Origin of the sequence: Janthinobacterium sp. P210006 (genome assembly GCF_036231885.1) — a bacterium.
In the GTDB taxonomy this organism is placed as follows: Bacteria; Pseudomonadota; Gammaproteobacteria; order Burkholderiales; family Burkholderiaceae_D; genus Janthinobacterium; species Janthinobacterium violaceinigrum.
Genome location: NZ_JAZARD010000004.1, coordinates 305,763 through 324,584 on the forward strand (window position 1 = coordinate 305,763; position 18,822 = coordinate 324,584).

General features: G+C 64.8%; 15 protein-coding genes. 10 read left to right on the forward strand and 5 right to left on the reverse strand.

Annotated features, from left to right (window positions below; genetic code table 11):
• Nucleotides 1–146: 146 nt before the first annotated feature.
• The 8 genes from VPH41_RS21165 (at nt 147) to VPH41_RS21200 (ending at nt 9,063) form a co-directional block, all read left to right on the forward strand.
• The gene (locus VPH41_RS21165) at nt 147–1,412 is read left to right on the forward strand and encodes an efflux RND transporter periplasmic adaptor subunit (RefSeq protein WP_287773869.1); all 1,266 of its coding nucleotides are present in this window, start codon (nt 147–149) and stop codon (nt 1,410–1,412) included.
• Nucleotides 1,413–1,436: 24 nt separating this feature from the next.
• Nucleotides 1,437–2,150, forward strand: coding sequence for an ABC transporter ATP-binding protein (locus tag VPH41_RS21170; RefSeq protein WP_099665745.1), 714 nt, complete (start codon nt 1,437–1,439; stop codon nt 2,148–2,150).
• Nucleotides 2,151–2,158: 8 nt separating this feature from the next.
• Complete coding sequence (locus tag VPH41_RS21175; RefSeq protein ID WP_328571405.1) at nt 2,159–3,481, forward strand: ABC transporter permease; 1,323 nt, start codon at nt 2,159–2,161, stop codon at nt 3,479–3,481.
• A gap of 28 nt (nt 3,482–3,509) precedes the next feature.
• Nucleotides 3,510–4,748 carry an ABC transporter permease gene (locus VPH41_RS21180; protein WP_328571406.1) on the forward strand — a complete coding sequence of 413 codons (1,239 nt, stop codon included), beginning with the start codon at nt 3,510–3,512 and terminating at the stop codon, nt 4,746–4,748.
• A gap of 28 nt (nt 4,749–4,776) precedes the next feature.
• Nucleotides 4,777–6,129: a sigma-54-dependent transcriptional regulator gene (locus tag VPH41_RS21185; protein WP_328571407.1), complete on the forward strand. Its 1,353-nt coding sequence runs from the start codon at nt 4,777–4,779 to the stop codon at nt 6,127–6,129.
• Nucleotides 6,129–7,460 carry a sensor histidine kinase gene (locus VPH41_RS21190; protein WP_328571408.1) on the forward strand — a complete coding sequence of 444 codons (1,332 nt, stop codon included), beginning with the start codon at nt 6,129–6,131 and terminating at the stop codon, nt 7,458–7,460. The genes VPH41_RS21185 and VPH41_RS21190 overlap by 1 nt, the downstream gene beginning before the upstream one ends.
• 239 nt (nt 7,461–7,699) lie before the next feature.
• Nucleotides 7,700–8,224 (forward strand): FxDxF family PEP-CTERM protein, encoded by a 525-nt coding sequence (locus tag VPH41_RS21195; RefSeq protein WP_328571409.1) that lies wholly within the window; start codon nt 7,700–7,702, stop codon nt 8,222–8,224.
• Nucleotides 8,225–8,283: 59 nt separating this feature from the next.
• Complete coding sequence (locus VPH41_RS21200) at nt 8,284–9,063, forward strand: spermidine synthase (protein ID WP_152282034.1); 780 nt, start codon at nt 8,284–8,286, stop codon at nt 9,061–9,063.
• Nucleotides 9,064–9,073: 10 nt separating this feature from the next.
• On the opposite strand, the gene pdxR is transcribed toward VPH41_RS21200, so the two are convergent.
• Nucleotides 9,074–10,558: a MocR-like pyridoxine biosynthesis transcription factor PdxR gene (gene pdxR / locus VPH41_RS21205; protein ID WP_328571410.1), complete on the reverse strand. Its 1,485-nt coding sequence runs from the start codon at nt 10,556–10,558 to the stop codon at nt 9,074–9,076.
• A gap of 108 nt (nt 10,559–10,666) precedes the next feature.
• On the opposite strand from pdxR, the gene VPH41_RS21210 reads away from it, so the two are divergent.
• Both VPH41_RS21210 and VPH41_RS21215 read left to right on the forward strand, forming a co-directional pair.
• The gene (locus VPH41_RS21210; RefSeq protein ID WP_442906303.1) at nt 10,667–11,326 is read left to right on the forward strand and encodes a pyridoxamine 5'-phosphate oxidase family protein; all 660 of its coding nucleotides are present in this window, start codon (nt 10,667–10,669) and stop codon (nt 11,324–11,326) included.
• A gap of 88 nt (nt 11,327–11,414) precedes the next feature.
• Complete coding sequence (locus tag VPH41_RS21215; protein WP_328571412.1) at nt 11,415–12,242, forward strand: class I SAM-dependent methyltransferase; 828 nt, start codon at nt 11,415–11,417, stop codon at nt 12,240–12,242.
• A gap of 57 nt (nt 12,243–12,299) precedes the next feature.
• On the opposite strand, the gene VPH41_RS21220 is transcribed toward VPH41_RS21215, so the two are convergent.
• From VPH41_RS21220 to VPH41_RS21235, 4 genes are all read right to left on the reverse strand, one after another.
• Nucleotides 12,300–12,494 carry a hypothetical protein gene (locus tag VPH41_RS21220; RefSeq protein WP_328571413.1) on the reverse strand — a complete coding sequence of 65 codons (195 nt, stop codon included), beginning with the start codon at nt 12,492–12,494 and terminating at the stop codon, nt 12,300–12,302.
• 276 nt (nt 12,495–12,770) lie between these two features.
• Nucleotides 12,771–14,408, reverse strand: a complete 1,638-nt coding sequence (locus VPH41_RS21225) for a serine hydrolase (RefSeq protein WP_328571662.1) — start codon at nt 14,406–14,408, stop codon at nt 12,771–12,773.
• A gap of 22 nt (nt 14,409–14,430) precedes the next feature.
• Nucleotides 14,431–16,290 carry a M1 family metallopeptidase gene (locus VPH41_RS21230; protein ID WP_328571414.1) on the reverse strand — a complete coding sequence of 620 codons (1,860 nt, stop codon included), beginning with the start codon at nt 16,288–16,290 and terminating at the stop codon, nt 14,431–14,433.
• A 119-nt stretch (nt 16,291–16,409) separates the two neighbouring features.
• Nucleotides 16,410–18,803, reverse strand: coding sequence for a M1 family aminopeptidase (locus VPH41_RS21235; protein WP_328571415.1), 2,394 nt, complete (start codon nt 18,801–18,803; stop codon nt 16,410–16,412).
• Between the last annotated feature and the right edge of the window lie 19 nt (nt 18,804–18,822).

The following is an 18,822-nucleotide window of genomic DNA, read 5'->3' on the forward strand; positions in this document are numbered from 1 at the left end:
GCGACGGTGCGCCGCACGCGGACACCGCCTGGACGGCGCGGACACGGCGGACAGCCGGACGCCGGAATTTTTTTCCATCCAAATCAACGACTTAACAACTGGCATGGATCGTGCATTGGAAAAGGCATCCTTCACGAGACCCGACCATGATCCGCGATACCTCTTCCCAAGACGCCGTACTGTCCGCCCCGCCGGGCCAGCGCCACAAGAAACGCGCCCTGCTGCTGGCCGGCGCCGCCGTCGTCATCGGCGCCGCCATCGCTGCCGTTGCCGGCTGGCGCAACAGCGAGCATTCCGTCAATGCCGACCGCCTGCGCATCGCCGACGTCACGCGCGGCACCCTGATCCGCGACGCCGCCGTGAACGGCCGCGTGGTGGCCGCCATCAGCCCCACGCTGTATTCGACCACGGTGGCCACCGTCACGCTGAAAGCGAAGGCGGGCGACACCGTCAGGAAGGGCGACATCCTGGCCGTGCTGGAGTCGCCCGACCTGTCGGACGCGCTGAAACGCGAGCAGTCGAGCGTGCAGCAGCTGGAAGCGGAAGTGGCGCGCCAGCAGATCCTGGCCAAGAAACAGAAACTGCTGGCCCGGCGCGAAGCCGATACGGCGGAAATCGAGCGCCTGTCCGCCCAACGCACGCTGGAGCGCTATGAAAGCGTGGCGCAGGTGGGCATCATTGCCAAGATCGATTACCAGAAGGCCAAGGATGCCTTGAATTCGGCCGAGATCCGCAGCAAGCACGCTTCGCAGGCGGCCGGCCTGGAAGGCGAGGACGTGACCCTGGCGCTGAAGACCCGGGTCAACGAACTGGAACGCCAGCGCCTGAGCCGCGACAACGCCCAGCGCAGGGTCGACGAGCTGACCGTGCGCGCGCCCGTCAATGGCTTCATCGGCACGCTGTCGGTGGCCAACCGCAGCGTGGTGCAAGCCAATACGGCCCTGATGACCCTGGTCGACCTGTCGCAGCTGGAAGTGGAGCTGGAAGTACCGGAAACGTATGTGGCCGACATCGGCCTGGGCATGAGCGCCGAGATCGAGACGGGCGCCATCCGCGCCTCCGGCAAGCTGTCGGCGCTGTCGCCCGAAGTGGTCAAGAACCAGGTGCTGGCGCGCGTGCGCTTCAACGGCGAACAGCCGGCCGGCCTGCGCCAGAACCAGCGCGTCTCGGCACGCTTGCTGATCGACGAGCGCCCCAATGTGCTGATGCTGGCGCGCGGGTCCTTCGTCGAAGCCGAAGGCGGACGCTTTGCCTACGTGGTGCGCGATGGCGTGGCCATCCGCACGCCCATCAAGCTGGGCGCCACCAGCATCTCTGCCGTCGAGATTCTCGGCGGCCTGAAACTGGGCGACAAGGTGGTGGTCGCCGGTACGGAAAATTTCGCGAACGCGGCCCGCGTCGCACTCAATTAATTTCAGTCAACGAGGAGGCTTCCCATGCTGCGCATGCAAAACCTGAGCAAGATCTACCGCACCCACATGATCGAAACGCACGCGCTGCGCGGCTTCGAGATCCACGTCCGCCAGGGCGAATTCGTCACCGTCACGGGACCGTCCGGCTCCGGCAAGACGAGCTTCCTGAACATCGCCGGCCTGCTCGAGGAATTCACCGATGGCGAATACATCCTCGACGGCGTCAACGTCAAGGGCATGGACGACAATGCCCGCTCGCGCCTGCGCAATGAAAAGCTGGGTTTCATCTTCCAGGGTTTCAACCTGATCCCCGACCTGTCGCTGTTCGACAACGTCGACGTGCCGCTGCGCTACCGGGGCTTCAACAGCGCCGAGCGCCGCGAACGCATCGAGGATGCGCTGGCCAAGGTGGGACTGGCCTCGCGCATGAAGCACTATCCGGCCGAACTGTCGGGCGGGCAGCAACAGCGCGTGGCGATCGCGCGCGCGCTGGCCGGCTCGCCGAAACTGCTGCTGGCCGATGAACCGACGGGCAACCTGGACACGCAGATGGCGCGCGGCGTGATGGAGCTGCTGGAGGACATCAATGCGCAAGGCACGACCATCCTGATGGTGACGCACGATCCCGAACTGGCGCTGCGTTCGCAACGCAACGTGCACATCATCGACGGCCAGGTGTCGGACCTGGTGCAGCATGGCGCCACGCTGTCGGCCAGGCCACAGCACGCGACCGCCTAGGAGCCGCCATGTTCCACTACTATTTCAAGCTGGGCCTGCGCAACCTGCGCCGCAATCCCGCCCTGACGGCATTGATGGTGCTGACCCTGGCTGTCGGCGTGGCCGCCAGCGTGGCCACCGTGACCATCCTGCACGCCATGTCGGGCGACCCCTTGCCGCACAAGAGCGACCGCCTGTTCGTGCCGATGATCGATGTGGTTCCCTTGAAAGGCTATACGCCGGGCACCAAGCCCAGCTTCGGCCAGGCGCAGCTCGCCTATACCGATGCGAAGAACTTCATGGCCAGCAAGATCGGCATCCGCCGCAGCGTCATGTACGGCGTGGCCGGCCCCGTGGAACCGGCGCGCAGGGACCTCGGCGCCTTCCGGGCCCAGGGCCTGGCGCCCACGCGCGATTTCTTCGCCATGTTTGAAGTGCCCTTCCTGTACGGCCAGCCATGGAGCGAGGCCGACGACGCCAACGGCGCCGACGTCATCGTCCTGAGCCGCGCCCTCGCGGAAAAGCTGCTGGGCACAGTCAATCCCGTGGGTCAGCGCGTGACGGTGCTGGGACGTCCCTATCTGGTCAGCGGCGTGCTCGATCGCTGGGATCCCGTGCCGCGCGTGCACCGCATCATCGGCAGCAAGGGCGCCTTCGGCACGGAAGATGAATTTTTCATTCCGTTTGCCAGCGCCATCCGCCACGAAACGGGGCATGACGGCGGCATGGCCTGCAGCGGCGTCGAGCGCGGCCCCGGTTTCCAGGGCACCCTGGGATCGGACTGCACCTGGCTGCAATTCTGGTTCGAAATGGCCAGCGCCGGCGAACGCAGCGAGCTGCAGGCTTATCTCGACAGCTATGCGGCCGAACAGCGCAAGCTGGGCCGCATGCCGCGCCATGCGCCCAATATGCTGTACGACGTCAGGCAGTGGCTCGATTTCCTGAACGTGGTCGACAACGACAACAAGCTGGCCGCCTGGCTGGCCTTCGGCTTCCTGCTGCTCTGCCTGGTCAACACCATCGGCCTGCTGCTGGCCAAGTTCTCCGTGCGGGCGGCGGAAGTCGGCATCCGCCGCGCACTGGGCGCCACGCAGCGCGACATCTTCCGCCAGTTCCTGATCGAGACAGGCGTCATCGGCCTGGCCGGCGGCGTGCTGGGCCTGTTGCTGGCCTATGCCGCCCTGGCCGCGGTAAGTTCGCAGTCGAAAGAGCTGGGCACCGTGGCGCACCTCGATGTCCCGATGCTGCTGCTGACGTTTGCCGTTTCCGTACTGGCGGCCTTGCTCGCAGGGCTGTTGCCCACCTGGCGCGCCTGCCAGGTCACGCCGGCCATGCAGCTCAAATCCCAATGACACCCGTCTTTTCACAATGAGGTCCATCATGGAAATCCGCCCCATCCTGTCGGCGCTGATGCGCAACAAGACCGGCGCCGTGCTCGTCGCCGTGCAAGTGGCCATCAGCCTGGCCATCCTGGCCAACGCCTTGTACATCGTCAACCTGCGCCAGGCCATCGCCGCCCGTCCCACCGGCGTGGCGGCCGAAAACGACATATTCTATGTCAAAGTCCAGAGCATGGAGAAAGGCAGCCCGCAGCGCCAGATAGCCGAGCAGAAGCGCCAGGCCGCGATACTGCGCGCCGTGCCGGGCGTGCTCTCCGTGGCGCAAACCACGCAGGCGGTGCTGTCGCGTTCCGGCAGCAGCACCAACGTCGCAGCCAAACGGGGACAGGCCGCAGCCAGCGCCGGCACCTCGATGTACGTCACGCCCGATTCGCTGGTCACAACGTATGGCCTGAAGCTGGTGGAAGGCCGCGATTTCCATGCAGACGAAGTCCTGGAAATCAATGAAGACGTCGATCAAAGCTTCCCCAAGGTGGTGATCGTGACGCGCGCCGCGGCGCAAAAGATCTGGCCCGGCGAAACCAGCTTTGTCGGCAAGCCCCTGTTCAATGGCACCGGTGACAACGATGACGAGATGCGCGTGATCGGCGTGGTGGAACGGCTGCAGACGCAAACCGGCCAGGTCAGCGCCCAGGGCGAGTATTCGATCATCCTGCCGGCGCGCCTGACGGGCGGGCGCGATTCGCTGCTGTTTGCCGTGCGGGCGGAGCCAGGCCAGCGCGACCGCCTGATGAAGGAGGCGGAACAGGCGATCCGCACGTCCAGCAGCGAGCGCCTGCTGGTGCGCACGGATACCCTGGAGCAGCACCGCAAGACACGCTATCTGGCCGACCAAGGCTTGTCCTGGATGCTCATCGCCGTCAGCACCCTGCTGCTGCTGGTGACGGCCAGCGGCATCGTCGGCATCGCCAGCCTGTGGGTCTCGCAGCGGCGCAAGCAGATCGGCGTGCGGCGCGCGCTCGGTGCCCGCCGCATCGACATCCTGCGCTACTTCCTGACGGAGAATTTCATGATCACCAGCGTCGGCGTGGCGGCTGGCGTGCTGCTGGCCCTGGGCCTGAATCAGCTGCTGGTCAGCCAGCTGGAAATGGCGCGCCTGCCGCCCGGCTACCTGCTGGCCGGTGCGCTGGTGTTCTGGCTGCTGGGCGTGGGCGCCGTGTACGGCCCGGCGTGGCGCGCGGCCAGTATTTCGCCGGCCACGGCCACCCGCAGTACCTGAGCCGGCACCTGAGTGATATGCTGCACGCATGCCTACCGTACTGATTATTGACGACAATGCCGCCGTGGCCATCGCGCTCGACGTGCTGTTTTCGCTGCACGAGATCGATGCGCTGCGCGCCGCCTCGCCCGAGGAGGGCCTGCAGCTGCTCGAGCGCCACGCCATCGACCTGGTGGTGCAGGACATGAACTTCACGGCCGACACCACCTCGGGCGAAGAAGGCAGCGCGCTGTTTCACGCCATCCGCGCGCGCTACCCGGACCTGCCCGTGGTCCTGCTGACGGCCTGGACCCAGCTCGACGCGGCCGTCGACCTGATCAAGTCCGGCGCGGCCGACTACCTGGCCAAGCCATGGGACGACCGGCGCCTGATCGCCAGCGTGCAGAACCTGCTGGAGCTGGGACAGGCCAGCCGCGCGCTGCGCCAGCGCGTGGTGGCCGAGCAGCGCCAGCGCCATGCTCTGGAACACGACTTCGACCTGTGCGGCATGGTGTGGCAAGACCCGGCCACCGAACGCGTGGTGCACCTGGCGTGCCAGGTGGCGCGCGCCGACGTGCCCGTGCTCATTTCGGGGCCGAACGGCAGCGGCAAGGAACGCATCGCCGCCATCGTGCAAGCCAATTCCCAGGTCGCCAGCGGTCCTTTCGTGGTGCTCAATTGCGGCGCCGTGCCGGTGGACCTGATCGAGGCGGAACTGTTCGGCGCCGAGGCCGGCGCGTACACGGGCATCACCCGCGCGCGCGACGGCAAGTTCGATGCGGCCGACGGCGGCACCCTGTTTCTCGACGAGATAGGCAACCTGCCGCTGGCCGGGCAAATGAAGCTGCTGCGCGTGCTGGAAACGGGACGCTTCGAGCGCCTCGGTTCGAACCGCGAGCGGCAGGTGAAAGTGCGCGTCATCAGCGCCAGCAACGCCGACCTGCCGGCGATGATCAAGGCCGGCACGTTTCGCGAAGACCTGTTTTACCGCCTGAACGTGATCGAACTGCGCCTGCCGCCGCTGGCCCAGCGCCCGCTCGACATCCTGGTACTGGCGCGGCATTTCCTGGGCAGCGAAAAAACGCTCGATACGCAGGCGCAAACGACCCTGCTGGCCCATGGCTGGCCGGGCAATGTGCGCGAACTGAAGAACGTGATGCAACGCGCCAGCCTGCTGACGGCAGGTCCCGTGATCCGCGCGCAGGAGACGGGCTTGCCGCTGGCAGGCGTGCCAGCGCCGCGCGCGCCGCAGGATGGCGCCGCGACAGAGCCGGACCGCGACAGCGTCAACGCCGCCCTGGCGCGCGCGCAAGGCGTGGTGGCGCAGGCGGCGCAGGAACTGGGACTGTCGCGCCAGGCACTGTACCGGCGCATGGAACGCCTGGGCATCGCGCGCGGCTGATGGCAAACCGCCCCATTCGCCTCTCCCTGCTCACGCGCTGGACGGCGCTGATCGTCACCTTGCTGGTGCTGGGCATCGTCATCGCCCTGCTGCTCGCGCATTTTTTGCCAGGCCAGCCGCTGCTGGTGCTGGCCGGCACCCTGCTGTGCGTGCTGCCGGTGGCCATCATTACCATCCGCGCGCAGCTGCAGGCGATGCTGTCGCTGTTCCGCGCCCTGAGCGGCACGGTCGCCAGCTACCAGGACGGCGACTTCGGCTTCAGCTTGCGCTGGCAGCAGAACGATGAACTGGCCGACCTGGTGGCGGCCCACAATGCGCTGGGCGACGTGCTGCGCAAGCAGCGCCTGGACCTGGTGCAGCGCGAACTGCTGCTCGACACCATGGTGCAAAACACGCCGGTGGCCATGCTGCTGGTGGCCGAGGGCAGCGCCATCGTCTACGCCAACCTGGCCGCGCGCCAGCTGCTGCATCACGGCCGCCGGCTCGAAGGGCGCCACCTGGCGGACATCGTGCGCGAAGCGGCGCCGGCCCTGGCCGAGGCGCTGGCGCGCCGCAACGACGGCCTGTTTACCAGCGGCGAAGGGGAACAGGAAGAGGTGTACCACCTGGCGCGGCGCAGCTTCAGCTTGAACGGGCGCAAGCATGAACTGCTGCTGCTACGCCAGCTGACCCTGGAACTGCGGCGCCAGGAAGTGCAGACGTGGAAAAAAGTCATCCGCGTCATCAGCCATGAGCTCAACAACTCGCTGGCGCCGCTGGCCTCGCTGGCCCATTCGGGCGCCGAACTGGTGCGCCGCGGCCAGACCGAACGCCTGCCGCAAATCCTCGCCACGATCGAGGAGCGCACGCGGCACCTGGAAACCTTCATCCTCGGCTATGCGCGCTTTGCCAAGCTGCCCGCGCCGCGCCTGGCGCCATGCGAGTGGCCACCGTTTCTCGACAGCCTGGCCTCGCAAGCGGCCTTCACGCTCGACGGTACGCCGCCCGCCCAGGCCGCCGTGTTCGACGCGGCGCAAATGCAGCAGGCGCTGCTCAACCTGCTCAAGAATGCGCTGGAATCGGGCTCGCGGGAAGAGCATATCGGCCTGCACGTGAGCGAGGCGCAAGGGCAGCTGCGCATCGAAGTGCGCGACCGCGGGCCGGGCATGAGCGGCGCCGTGCTGGAAAACGCGCTGGTGCCGTTTTATTCCACCAAGCGCAGCGGTACGGGCCTCGGCCTGGCCCTGGCGCGCGAAATCGCCGAAGCCCATGGCGGGCGCATCACGCTGGCCAACCGCGAGGGCGGCGGCCTGGCGGTGACATTGATTCTTCCTTTGCCAGACAGAAACTAGTTACCGCCGTAACGATTTTTCCAATCACGGTCTGTGCGATTATTTTTCAATATTATATTGACAATTAGAGTTTTAAATATTGCAACAGTGCGAGCGCCATGCCCGTATGTTAGAAATAAGCTATTTAAGTTTGCATAATGATATAAAAATAGCTCATTGACAATGAAATGTCTTGGCGATAATTTATCTGAGCGGCACGGTTTTTTTGAAACATCAATCGTTTTTTCGCGGGGATAAATATGAAACTGAAATCACTCATCGCAGTAGCGCTCCTGAGCGCAGCTTCCATCGGTGCAGCGCAGGCGGCAGCGTACAACGTGGACCTGAGCAACACCACGGGCAACCTGTGGACAGGCGGCTTCAACGCCACGCCCAGCCCGCTCGGCGCCTTTACCGATACCTTCACCTTCACTCCCGACGCAACTTTCGGTTCGACCGCGCAAGCCTTCCTGGCCAACCTGTCGGTCACAGGCAGCGACGCTTCGTCCATCAACTTCAGCGGTGCCAACCTGAACGGCATCGCCCTGACTGGCTTTGGCGGTCCCACCGTCTTCGGCTATGCCCAGGGCGAGGTGCTGGCGCAAACCAGCCTGCTATTCAACGGCCCCATGGTCCTCACCGTCATGGGCAACAGCAATGGCGGCAGCTATGGCGGCACCTTCAACCTGAACCTGGCCCCGGTCCCCGAACCGGAAACGTATGGCATGCTGCTGGCCGGCCTCGGCATACTGGGCTTCCTGGCGCGACGCCGTAAGCAATCTTGAGCTCCCCACCCAAAAGACGCTGCGGCGTCTTTTTTGCGTCCGGCTGCTAAACTGCCGCCATGACGACCGACTTTACCTCCACCAGCCATACCGCTTTCAGCCACCCGGGCCATCCGCCTGCCACCACCACCGAGCACCGCGGCATCCGCTACCTGCATCTGGGGACCAAGTGGGTGCAGGGCGCCATGCGCCTGGACAAACCCGACGCCATCGAGCTCGAATACGTGCAGATGATGATGATGTGGATGCTGTTCAAGACGCAGCCCAAACGCATCGTGCAACTGGGCCTGGGCAGCGCCGCGCTGACCAAATTCAGCTACCGCCGCTTTCCCGACGCCGCAGTCACGGCCATCGAACTCAATCCGAACGTGATCGCCATCTGCGGCGCCCAGTTCGCGCTGCCGCCGAACGACGCGCGCCTCGACGTGCGCGAAATGAATGCGCTCGACTTCGTGCTCGACCCTGCCAACCATGGCACGGTCGACGCGCTGCAAGTGGACCTGTACGATGAAGAGGCGCGCGGTCCCGTGCTCGACACGCCCGAGTTCTACCAGGCCTGCTTCGACTGCCTGACGGACGACGGCATCATGTGCACGAATGTCTTCGGCGACTTCCCCAACTACGACAAGAATTTGCAGGCGATGGAACTGGTCTTCGACGCCGTCGTCTGGGTGCCGGAAATGGAAGATGAAAACATCGTCGTGCTGGCCTTCAAAAAATCGCCATCGCTCGACTTCAGCGACTTGTACGAACGCGCCGCCGCCATCAAGAAGCAGTTCAACCTGCCCGCCAAGAACTGGGTCAACGGCTTGAAGCAGTGGATGCTGGACCAGCAGTAAGGCGCCAGCCTCACGCCGGCAGCAGCGCGCCCAAACGGCGCGCCAGGCCATCCATGTTCTCGGCCGGCACCTGCGCATAGCCGAGCAGGAAGCCGTTCCAGCCTGCGCCTTCGTCCATCCTGTCGCCCGTGCCATGCGCGGACAGCGCCAGCGCCACGATGCCATCCTGCGCAGCGCGGCGGCTCAGGGCCAGGTCATCCCACGCCGCATCGTGAAAACGCAGCGCCAGGTGCATGCCGGCCGTGCCGCCATGGATGGCCGCGCCCGCGCACGCATGGTGCTGCAGCGCCTCGCCCAGGGCATCGCGGCGCTGGCGGTACAGGCGGCGCATGCGCCGCACATGGCGCGCAAACAGGCCGCTGCGCAGGAACTCGGCCAGCGCCAGCTGTTCCGCCACCCGCCCCCGGGCGGCGCCCTGTGCCTGCATCTGCGCAAAGGCTCCGGCCAGCGGGGCCGGCACGACGATAAAGGCCAGGCGCAAGGCGGGAAACATGGTCTTGCTGAACGTGCCCAGATACACGACGGGCGCATCGGCCACCAGTCCCTGCATGGCCGCCAGGGGCGGACCGCCATGGCGAAACTCGCTGTCGTAATCGTCCTCGATGATCAGGGCGCCAGCGGCACGGGCGCGCTCCAGCAGCGCCATGCGGCGCGCGGGACTGAGCACGCTGCCCGTCGGGTATTGGTGCGACGGCGTCGTGTAGATCAGGCGCGGCGGCGCCGCGTGCCAGTCCTCTTCCATGGGCGCGATGCCATCCATGTCGACGGCAATGCCCGTCACCTGCAGGCCGGCGCCGCGGCCTGCCGCCAGCGCGCCGCCATAGCCGGGATGCTCGATCCACAAGGTGTCGCCCTGGTCGGCAAAGGCACGCAGGCACACATCGAGGCTGCTCTGCGTGCCGTCCGTGATGAACACCTGGCCCGCATCGCACACGACGCCGCGCGCGGCGCGCAAATGGTCGGCAATGGCCATGCGCAACTGCGGCTCGCCGGCAGGATCGCCGTAATTGAGCTGGCGCGGGGTCAGCGCGCGCCACGCGCGGTCCAGCATGCGCCGCCACTGCGCCAGCGGGAATTCATCGAGTGCCGGCACGCCTGGGGCAAACGCGCCCATCGCGTCGGCGGGAAACACCACCGACGCATTCACATCCTGTCCCGCCACGCCGCGCAAATGCTGCGCGCGGCGCGACAAGCCACCGTTGCCACCGGACGAAGGCGCAGCCGCCGGCATGCCGGCGCTGCCGGCGACCACGGTGCCGCGCCGGTCCGGCAAGACAAACCCTTCGCTGGCCAGTTGCTCGTAGGCGTACAGCACGGTATTGCGCGCCAGTCCCAGTTCGGCCGCCAGCACGCGCGTGGCGGCCAGACGCGTGCCCGGCGCCAGCTGGCCGCCGCGGATCGCCGCGCGCAGGCATTCATGCAGCAGGCGCTGGCGCGACCAGCCCCGCCCGCGGTGCGTGCGCTCGAACGCGTTCAGCAGCAAAGCGAAATCCATGCGCCCCCTTCATTGTGGCTCTAAATTATTTGTCTGTTCTGGATCTTTTTTCAGGGCCAGATGCCGATTATAGTGCGGCCTGCTTCTTCAACCAACGGGACTTCCACCATGACCGCTACCGCCCTGCCCCCCAGCCCCCGTACCCGCGTGCGCCGCGTCGCCGAACTGGCCAGCTATGAACAGACCGCCCTGCACGCCATCCTCGATGCCGCCTACCTGTGCCATATCGCCTTCCGCGACGACAAGGGCAGCCATTGCATCCCGACCGCCTGCTGGCGCATCGGTGGCCACCTGTACATCCATGGTTCGAACGGCAGCCGCATGCTCAAGCAGCTCCTGCTCGATGGCGACGCGTGCGTGACGGTCAGCCATCTCGACGGCCTGGTGCTGGCGCGCTCCGCCTTCAATCACACCATGAACTACCGCTCGGCGATGGTGTACGGGCAGTTCGAGAAAGTCAGCGACATCGGCCAGCAGCATGCGGCCATGGACGCGCTGATGGAGAAGCTGGCGCCGGGCCGCCTGGCACAGGTGCGCGGCGGCAGCGCCAAGGAGTACGCGGCCACCACCGTGCTGCGCATCGCGCTCGACGAATGCGCCGTCAAGCAGCGCACGGGCGGGCCGCTCGACGATGCGGGCGACATGGCGCATGCCGTCTGGACGGGCGAACTGCCCTTTACGCACGGCCGTGGCGCGGCCATCGCCGATGCGCTCAACACCTGCGAATTGCCGCCGTATGCCGCCGCCTGGGGGACGGAATCCGCTTGACCGGCCAGCGTGCTTGCCCGATGATCGGCATTGATGGCGATCGCCACCAATTTACCAACCGATCCAATCACGCATGGAGCATATGATGATGAAGCGAGTATCCCTGGCTGCGGCCTTGACGGTCATGCTGGCCTGTGGCGGCAGCGGCGCGGCACTGGCCGCCGATGCGGGTGACACGGCCCTGAAGGCGGCCATCGCCGGCAGTGCGCGCACGCCGGCCAACGCGCTGCGCGACAGCGCCCGCCACCCGTATGAAACGCTGACGTTCTTCGGCATCAAGCCGAACATGACGGTGGTGGAACTGGCGCCCGGCGGCGGCTGGTACACGGAGATCCTGGCGCCCTACCTGCGCGACAACGGCAAGCTGATCGCCGCCGGCAACGACCCGCAGTCCGCCAGCGAAGGCGCACGCCGCGGCGCGGCGCGCTTCCAGCAAAAACTCGACGCCAACCCGGCCGCTTTCGGCAAGGTAGCCATCGGCGCCTTCGCGCCGCCCACCACCTACCGCATCGCCCCCAAGGGCACGGCCGACATGGTGCTCACCTTCCGCAATATCCACAACTGGATACCGATCGGCGACGAGGGCATGAAAACCCTGTTCAAGGAGGTGTATGACAGCCTGAAACCGGGCGGCGTGTTCGGCGTCGTCGAACACCGCCTGCCGGCGAACAAGGCGCAGGACGCCACGGCCAGCAGCGGCTACATGCACGAGGCGTATGTGATCAAGCTGGCCGAGAACGCCGGTTTCAAACTGGCGGCCAAGTCGGAAATCAACGCCAATCCCAAGGATACGGCGGACCATGAAGGCGGCGTCTGGGCACTGCCGCCCACCTATGCCAACAAGGATGTGGAACGGGCCAGATACACGGCCATCGGCGAGAGCGACCGCATGACCCTGAAGTTCGTCAAGCCGTAAAAAAATGGCGGCGGGCCGATCCGGCGCGCCGCCATTGTCTTGTGTGCCCTGCGCGCCTTACAGGTAGATGCCGTACACGCCGCACAGGCGCTTGACCAGCGTGCAGGCGCCGGCATCGCCGTCCGTCACGCACGCGGTATAGGCTTCCTCGCAGGTTTCGCGCGTCGGCAGCGCATACGCGGAAGAGCTGATGGCGCCGGCAAAACCGACGGCGGCGCAAAAGACAAAGACGGCTTTTTTCACATTGATCATTTTTATCCCATTCCCAAGAGTTGAGTCGTTATAAAAACCACTGAAGACGCAGGCTTCAGCCGCCGGAAACCGCCTGTCGGCAGACGAATTTCGTGGCGAATGGAAATAATAGCACCCTGGAAAGTTAGTAAATACGCAAACAAGAAAACAAGATAACGTTTCTTTTTCTGCCCGTTTCATGAAATAAAAACCGGCCTGCCGCCATTCTGCCGCGCACTTGCATGGAAACAGGCGAAAAAAAACCGCAGGCGACGCTGCGGTTTTTGTATCGACACCTTATTTCTTCGCTTCCTTCGGTTTCACCGGCACCAGGCTCAGGTCCTGGAAGTCATAGCTGAAATCCGTCTCGGCCGACACGGGCGCCATCTTCACCCTGTCGATGCTGCCATCGGGATTGAGCGAGAACGTCACGTAGGCGTCGGCGTTGAAGTTGCGCTCTTTCCAGCGCACGATGAAGGTATCGTGCTGCCAGTGTTCCAGCTCGCCCGTCAGGTCCGGCGTGCGCGTAAAACTGAGGATGTGCTTCTTGCCCTCGGGCTTGATCACGACCTTGCCATACCAGGCATCCTCGTACTCGCCGTCGTACGCCGCCAGCGGCAGCGACGGCTGCGATCTGGCCGCGCGCGCGCTCGACGCCTTGCCCTGCTTCTTGACTTCCTCCGCATGCTGGTCCTGCTCCACCTTGGCCACCAGCGCGAGCCAGTCCGACGGCGCCGCCTGCAGGTAATGGTCGAGAATGCGCCATTGCAGCGCCGTCATGGAGCCGCCGTTTTCCGCATTGGTCAGAATGGCCACGCCCAGTTTTGCTTCCGGCACCATCACCACGCGCGAATAAAATCCCTGCAGCGCGCCGCCGTGCATGGCCACCTTCATGCCCTTGTAGTCGCGCAGCTGGAAGCCCAGGCCATACGCGCTGAAATTCGGCTTGGTCGCCGCCAGCGCCGGTTTCGGCTCGGGAATCTTGATCGGCGTTTGCGCCGTCCACATTTCGCGGCCCTGCTTTTCGCTGAACAGGCGCGCTTCCTTGCCGTCCTTGTCCTTCACGCCGGCGATCTTGCCGCCGTCGAGCAGCACCATCATCCACTTGGCGATATCTTCCGCATTCGTGTTGATGCCGACGGCGCCCACGGCGTTCGGCACGGGCATCGACTTGACGGCGGCGATCTTGCCGTCGATCTTGCTGTGCGCATTGGCGACATCGGGATTGCCCGCGTTCTCAAGCAGGCTCGTAGTCGTGCCCGTCATGCCCAGCGGCGCCAGGATGCGCTCATGCATGGCCTCGCCCCAGCTCTTGCCCGCCTTGTCGGCGATGATCTTGCCGGCCACGATGTACAGCAGGTTATCGTAGGCATAGCTGTTGCGAAAACTCGTGGCGGGACGGATGTAGCGCAGCTTCTCGATGATCTCGTCCGTGCTGAACGTGGTGGTGGGCCACCACAGCAAGTCGCCCGCGCCCAGGCCCAGGCCACTGCGGTGCGTCAGCAAATCGCGGATGGTCATGGCGCCCGTCACGTAGGAATCGTGCATCTGGAAGCCGGGCAAGTGCTTGGTGACGGGATCGTCCCAGGCCAGCTTGCCTTCATCGACCAGCATGGCCAGCGCGGCGGCCGTGAAGCCCTTCGAGTTCGATGCCACTTCGAACAGCGTCTTCGCATCGACGGCCGCCGGCTCGCCCAGCTTGCGCACGCCAAAGCCCCTGGCGGTGACGACCTTGCCATCCTTGACGATGGCGATCGCCATGCCCGGCACGTCAAACACCTTCAGGGCGGTGGCGACGTCGCGGTCAAGATCGAAGGCCGGCGCAGGCGCGGATGCGGCGGCAGCGACGGGTAAGGCATCGGCTGCCAGCGCCGGCACGGCGATGCAGGAAAACGCCAGCACGATGGCGGCGGCAAGACGGTTCATGGAATGCATGGTCAGGATGTCCAAAAAAGGTTCAATGCGCTTGCGCGGCCATCAATTTATCGACGCTTTCCTGCGTCACCGGGTGGTAGCGTTCGCGCGCCTGCGCATACACGTCCTTGGCCCAGGCATGGCCTTGCGGCGTTTTCATCAAGGCGCCGTACAGGGGCACGACGAACTTCTGGCGGCCCACGCTCATCAGGAACGCTTGCAGCGGCTGGCGCACATCGTAGCCGGCGTTCACGGAGGCCAGGTAGAAGCGGTACGCCACTTCATTGTTGCCGCTCTTGCCCACGCCATAGACCTGGTCCAGCTCACGCAATTGCGCCGCGCTGGCCTTGTTGTTGATGTCGTTCAGGAAGTGCATCGATTCGATGGCGATCCACTTGTCCATGCCCAGGTCCTTCGTCGCCAGCTCGCCTTTCAGCCAGGCGTCGCGGTGCTGGTCCAGCAGCGCCAGGCGCGGCGACACGACGCGCTGCGCGCTGGCCGGCACGCCCGTGCCATACAGCCATTCCTGGAGTTCCGCTTCCGGCATCACGTCCGGATGCTGCGCCAGCAGGTTCTTGCGCAGGTAGGCGACGAACTGGTCCGTCGTCACGCTCTGGAACGCATGCTGGTCGAACCAGCCGCGCAGGAAGGGATCGAACACGGCGCGGCCCGCACGGCGCTCCATGGTGGCCAGGAACCAGGCGCCCTTCGGATAGATGATGCCGTCGTCCGTGTACGTTTCCGCGGGATTGGCGTCCGCATCGCGCGTGACCAGCGCCGTTTTCGCCGCCGGCAGTTCCTTGATCGAGGCGGCCAGTTCTTCCTGGTCGACCTGCACGCCCATCTGCGCCACTTCGCTGCCATACAGCTGCTCGACGATGCGCGTGGTGACGTAGGTGGTAAAGCCTTCGTTGAGCCACATGTGCTTCCACGACGCGTTGGTGACCAGGTTGCCCGACCACGAGTGGGCCAGTTCATGCGCGATCAGGTCGACCAGGCTGCGGTCGCCCGCGATCATGGTCGGCGTGAGGAAGGTCAGGCGCGGGTTTTCCATGCCGCCGTAGGGGAACGATGGCGGCAGCACGATCATGTCGTAGCGGCCCCAGCCATACGGGCCATACAGGGCCTCGGCAGCCTGGATCATCTTTTCCGTATCGGCCAGCTCGTATTCGGCGGCCTTGATGCGCGGCGGTTCCGCATACACGGCGGAGCGGGGGCCGAGTTTACGCACTTCCAGTTCGCCGATGGCGATGGCCAGCAGGTAGGAAGGAATCGGCTGCGGCATCCTGAATTTCCAGCCGCCCTTGCCCGTCGCCTTTTCGTCGTTCTCGGCGCTCATCACGACGCGCATGCCGCTCGGCGCCTCGATGCGCGCGCCATAGGTAAAGCGCACGGCCGGCGTATCCTGCGATGGCACCCACGAGCGGGCGTTGATGCTTTGCGACTGGCTGAACATGAAAGGCAGCTTGCCCGACATGGTCTGCTGCGGCGTGAGCCACTGCAGCGCGATGGCGTTGGGTGCCGTGTGATAGTAGACGCGCACCTTGCCCGGCTGGCCCGTGGTCGTGATGCGCAGCGCCTGGCCCTTTTCCGGATCGGCCTTGTCCAGCTGGTACGGCGCCATCTGCCATGCGCCGCGCTTGTCCTGTACCTGCACTTTCGCAATCGACAGATCGCGCGTATCGAGCACCAGGGTGCGCGCCGCCGGGTCGATCCAGTTCAACGACAGCTCGGCATAGCCGCTCAAGGTCTTTTGCTTGAAGTCGGCTTTCAGGTCCAGCTGCAGGTCGCGCGTGCGCACCTGGTCGTAGCGCGCGTAGCTGAGAGGATCGGCGTGCGCGGCCAGGGTTACCTGGCAGAGTAGCGCACAGCCCAGCGCGCGCAGGAAGGTCAAAGTTTGCATGGTCGTCTTTTGAATGATTTGCGAAAGCCCCGGTCCGTGTGCGCCGGGGCGTCGCGCAGAATAGCACTTCCGGCGCAGGCCGGCAGAAAAAAAGCGCCGGAGCGGCCGGCGCCCCCGGCCTATTTCACCTCGGGCCTGGCCTCGCCCTTGGGCTCCGGCGCCTTGAGCGGCGTATTCAAATCCTTCATCAGATTGTTCTTGTCGCGGTCCAGCTTGAACAGCTCCAGACGCGATGGCGTGATCTTTCTCGGCCAGGCGTTATTGCTGGTATCGATATCGGCCGTCTCCCAATACGGGTCCTGCACCAGCCCCACCATCGGCTCGTCCGTGATGATGACCTTGCTGATCTTGTGCGGCGAATAGCGCCACACTTCGGCCGGCACACGCTCGACGATCTTCTTGCCGCTTTTCAGTTCGATTTCCAGGATCAGCGGCATCACCAGGCCGCCGAGATTCGAAAAATCGACCAGGTACAGATGTTTGCCCATGTTGTGCTGCTCAAGCAGCTTTCTCTCCCATGGCTCCAGCGTTTCCTGCTCCTCCGCATAGCTGTTGCGGTCCTTGTTGGTGACCGTGAATTCATCGTGCTGGTTATAGAAATCCTTGAGCGCGGGGTCGAGGTCGACCTTCTTCGGCAGTGCCTTGTTGCGCTGGTCCGAGATCGAAATCGGTTGCGCGGCCTTCTGCGCCTTCTTCCACGCTTTCTCGACTTCGGGATTCTTCGTGCTCACGCCATATTCGCTGATGCCGTCGATGCTGATGTCGACCGCGTCGGTGGTATAGAACCAGCCGCGCCAGAACCAGTCCAGGTCGGTGCCGGACGCATCTTCCATGGTGCGGAAAAAGTCGGCGGGAGTGGGACGCTTGAATTTCCAGCGCAAGGCGTACTGCTTGAAGGCGAAGTCGAACAGCTCGCGCCCTAAAATGGTTTCGCGCAGGATGTTGAGGGCGGTGGCCGGCTTGTCGTAGGCATTCGCCGTGAACTGCAGCAGGGACTCGGAATTGGTCATGATGGGCACCTGGTTCTGGCTCCGCATGTAGTCGACGATCTTGCGCGGCTCGCCATTCCAGGAGGGGAAATGCTCTTCCCACGCCTGTTCGGCCAAGTACTGCAGGAAGGAATTGAGGCCCTCGTCCATCCACGTCCACTGGCGCTCGTCCGAGTTGACGATCATGGGAAAATAATTGTGTCCCACTTCATGGATGATCACGCCAATCAGGTCATATTTCGCCGTCTTCGAATAGGTCAGCACGCCCGTCTTCTTGTCCTTCACGGGGCGTCCGCCATTGAACGAGATCATCGGATACTCCATGCCGCCCACGGCGCCATTGACGGACAGCGCATTCGGATACGGATAGTCGAAACTGTACTTGTTGTACTGCTCGATCGCGTGCACGATGGCGCGCGTGCTGTACTGCTGCCACAGCGGATTGCCCTCGTTCGGATAGTAGGACATGGCCATCACGCGCTTGCCGCCGCTATTCAAGCCCTGCGCGTCCCAGATGAACTTGCGGCTCGACGCCCACGCCACGTCGCGCACATTGGCCGCCTTGAAGTGCCAGGTTTTCATGCCCGTGGCTTTCCCCTTTTCCGCCGCCAGCGCTTCGGCGGGCGTGATCACCAGCAGCGGCGTATCGCTGTTCTTCGCCCGCGCCAGGCGCTCGCGCTGCACCGTGCTCAGGACGGCGGCAGGATTCTGCAATTCGCCCGTGGCGGCCACCACATGGTCGCCCGGCACCGTCAGGTACAGCTCGTAGTCGCCAAATTCCAGCGTGAATTCGCCCGAGCCGAGGAACTGCTTGTGCTGCCAGCCGACGGCGTCGTAATACGCGGCCATGCGCGGAAACCACTGCGCGACCTGGAAGATCGCGTTCTTGTCGTCTTCAAAATATTCATAGCCGGAGCGCTCGACCAGCACCTTCTGGTCATTGATGCTGTAGGACCAGTCGATGCCGAAGCTGATGCTCTGGCCTGGCGCCAACGCCACCGGCAAATCGATGCGCAGCATGGTCTGGTTGACGACATACGGCAGCGGCTTGCCGTTGGCCGCTTTCACGGCGGTGAGCTTAAAGCCGCCGTCGAATTCGCGGCCCGCATGGATGGCGCGCAAGTCCTCGAATTTCAGCGCCTCCTCTTCGCTGCCACCGAGCCAGGCCTGGCGCGACGGCGCGCTCAGGACGCGGCGCTGGTCGGCATCCTTGCGCAAGCCATTCTGGTCCAGCTGCAACCACAGATACGCGAGGCTGTCGGGCGAGCGGTTATGGTAGGTGATCTGTTCGCTGGCCGTGATTTCGCGGCGCGCTTCGTCCAGGGTGGCGCGGATCACGTAGTCGGCGCGCTGCTGCCAGTAGGCGTGGCCCGGCGCGCCGGACGCGGTGCGGTAGGCATTCGGCGTGGGCAGCAATTCTTCGAGCTGGCGGAACTTGTCGTCGAAGGGCGCCGCGGCGCACAGGCCGGGCAAGGGAGACAGCAACGTCAAACACAGGGCAAGCAAGCGGACAAGGACCGGCATGGCGCATTCCATCTGGGAG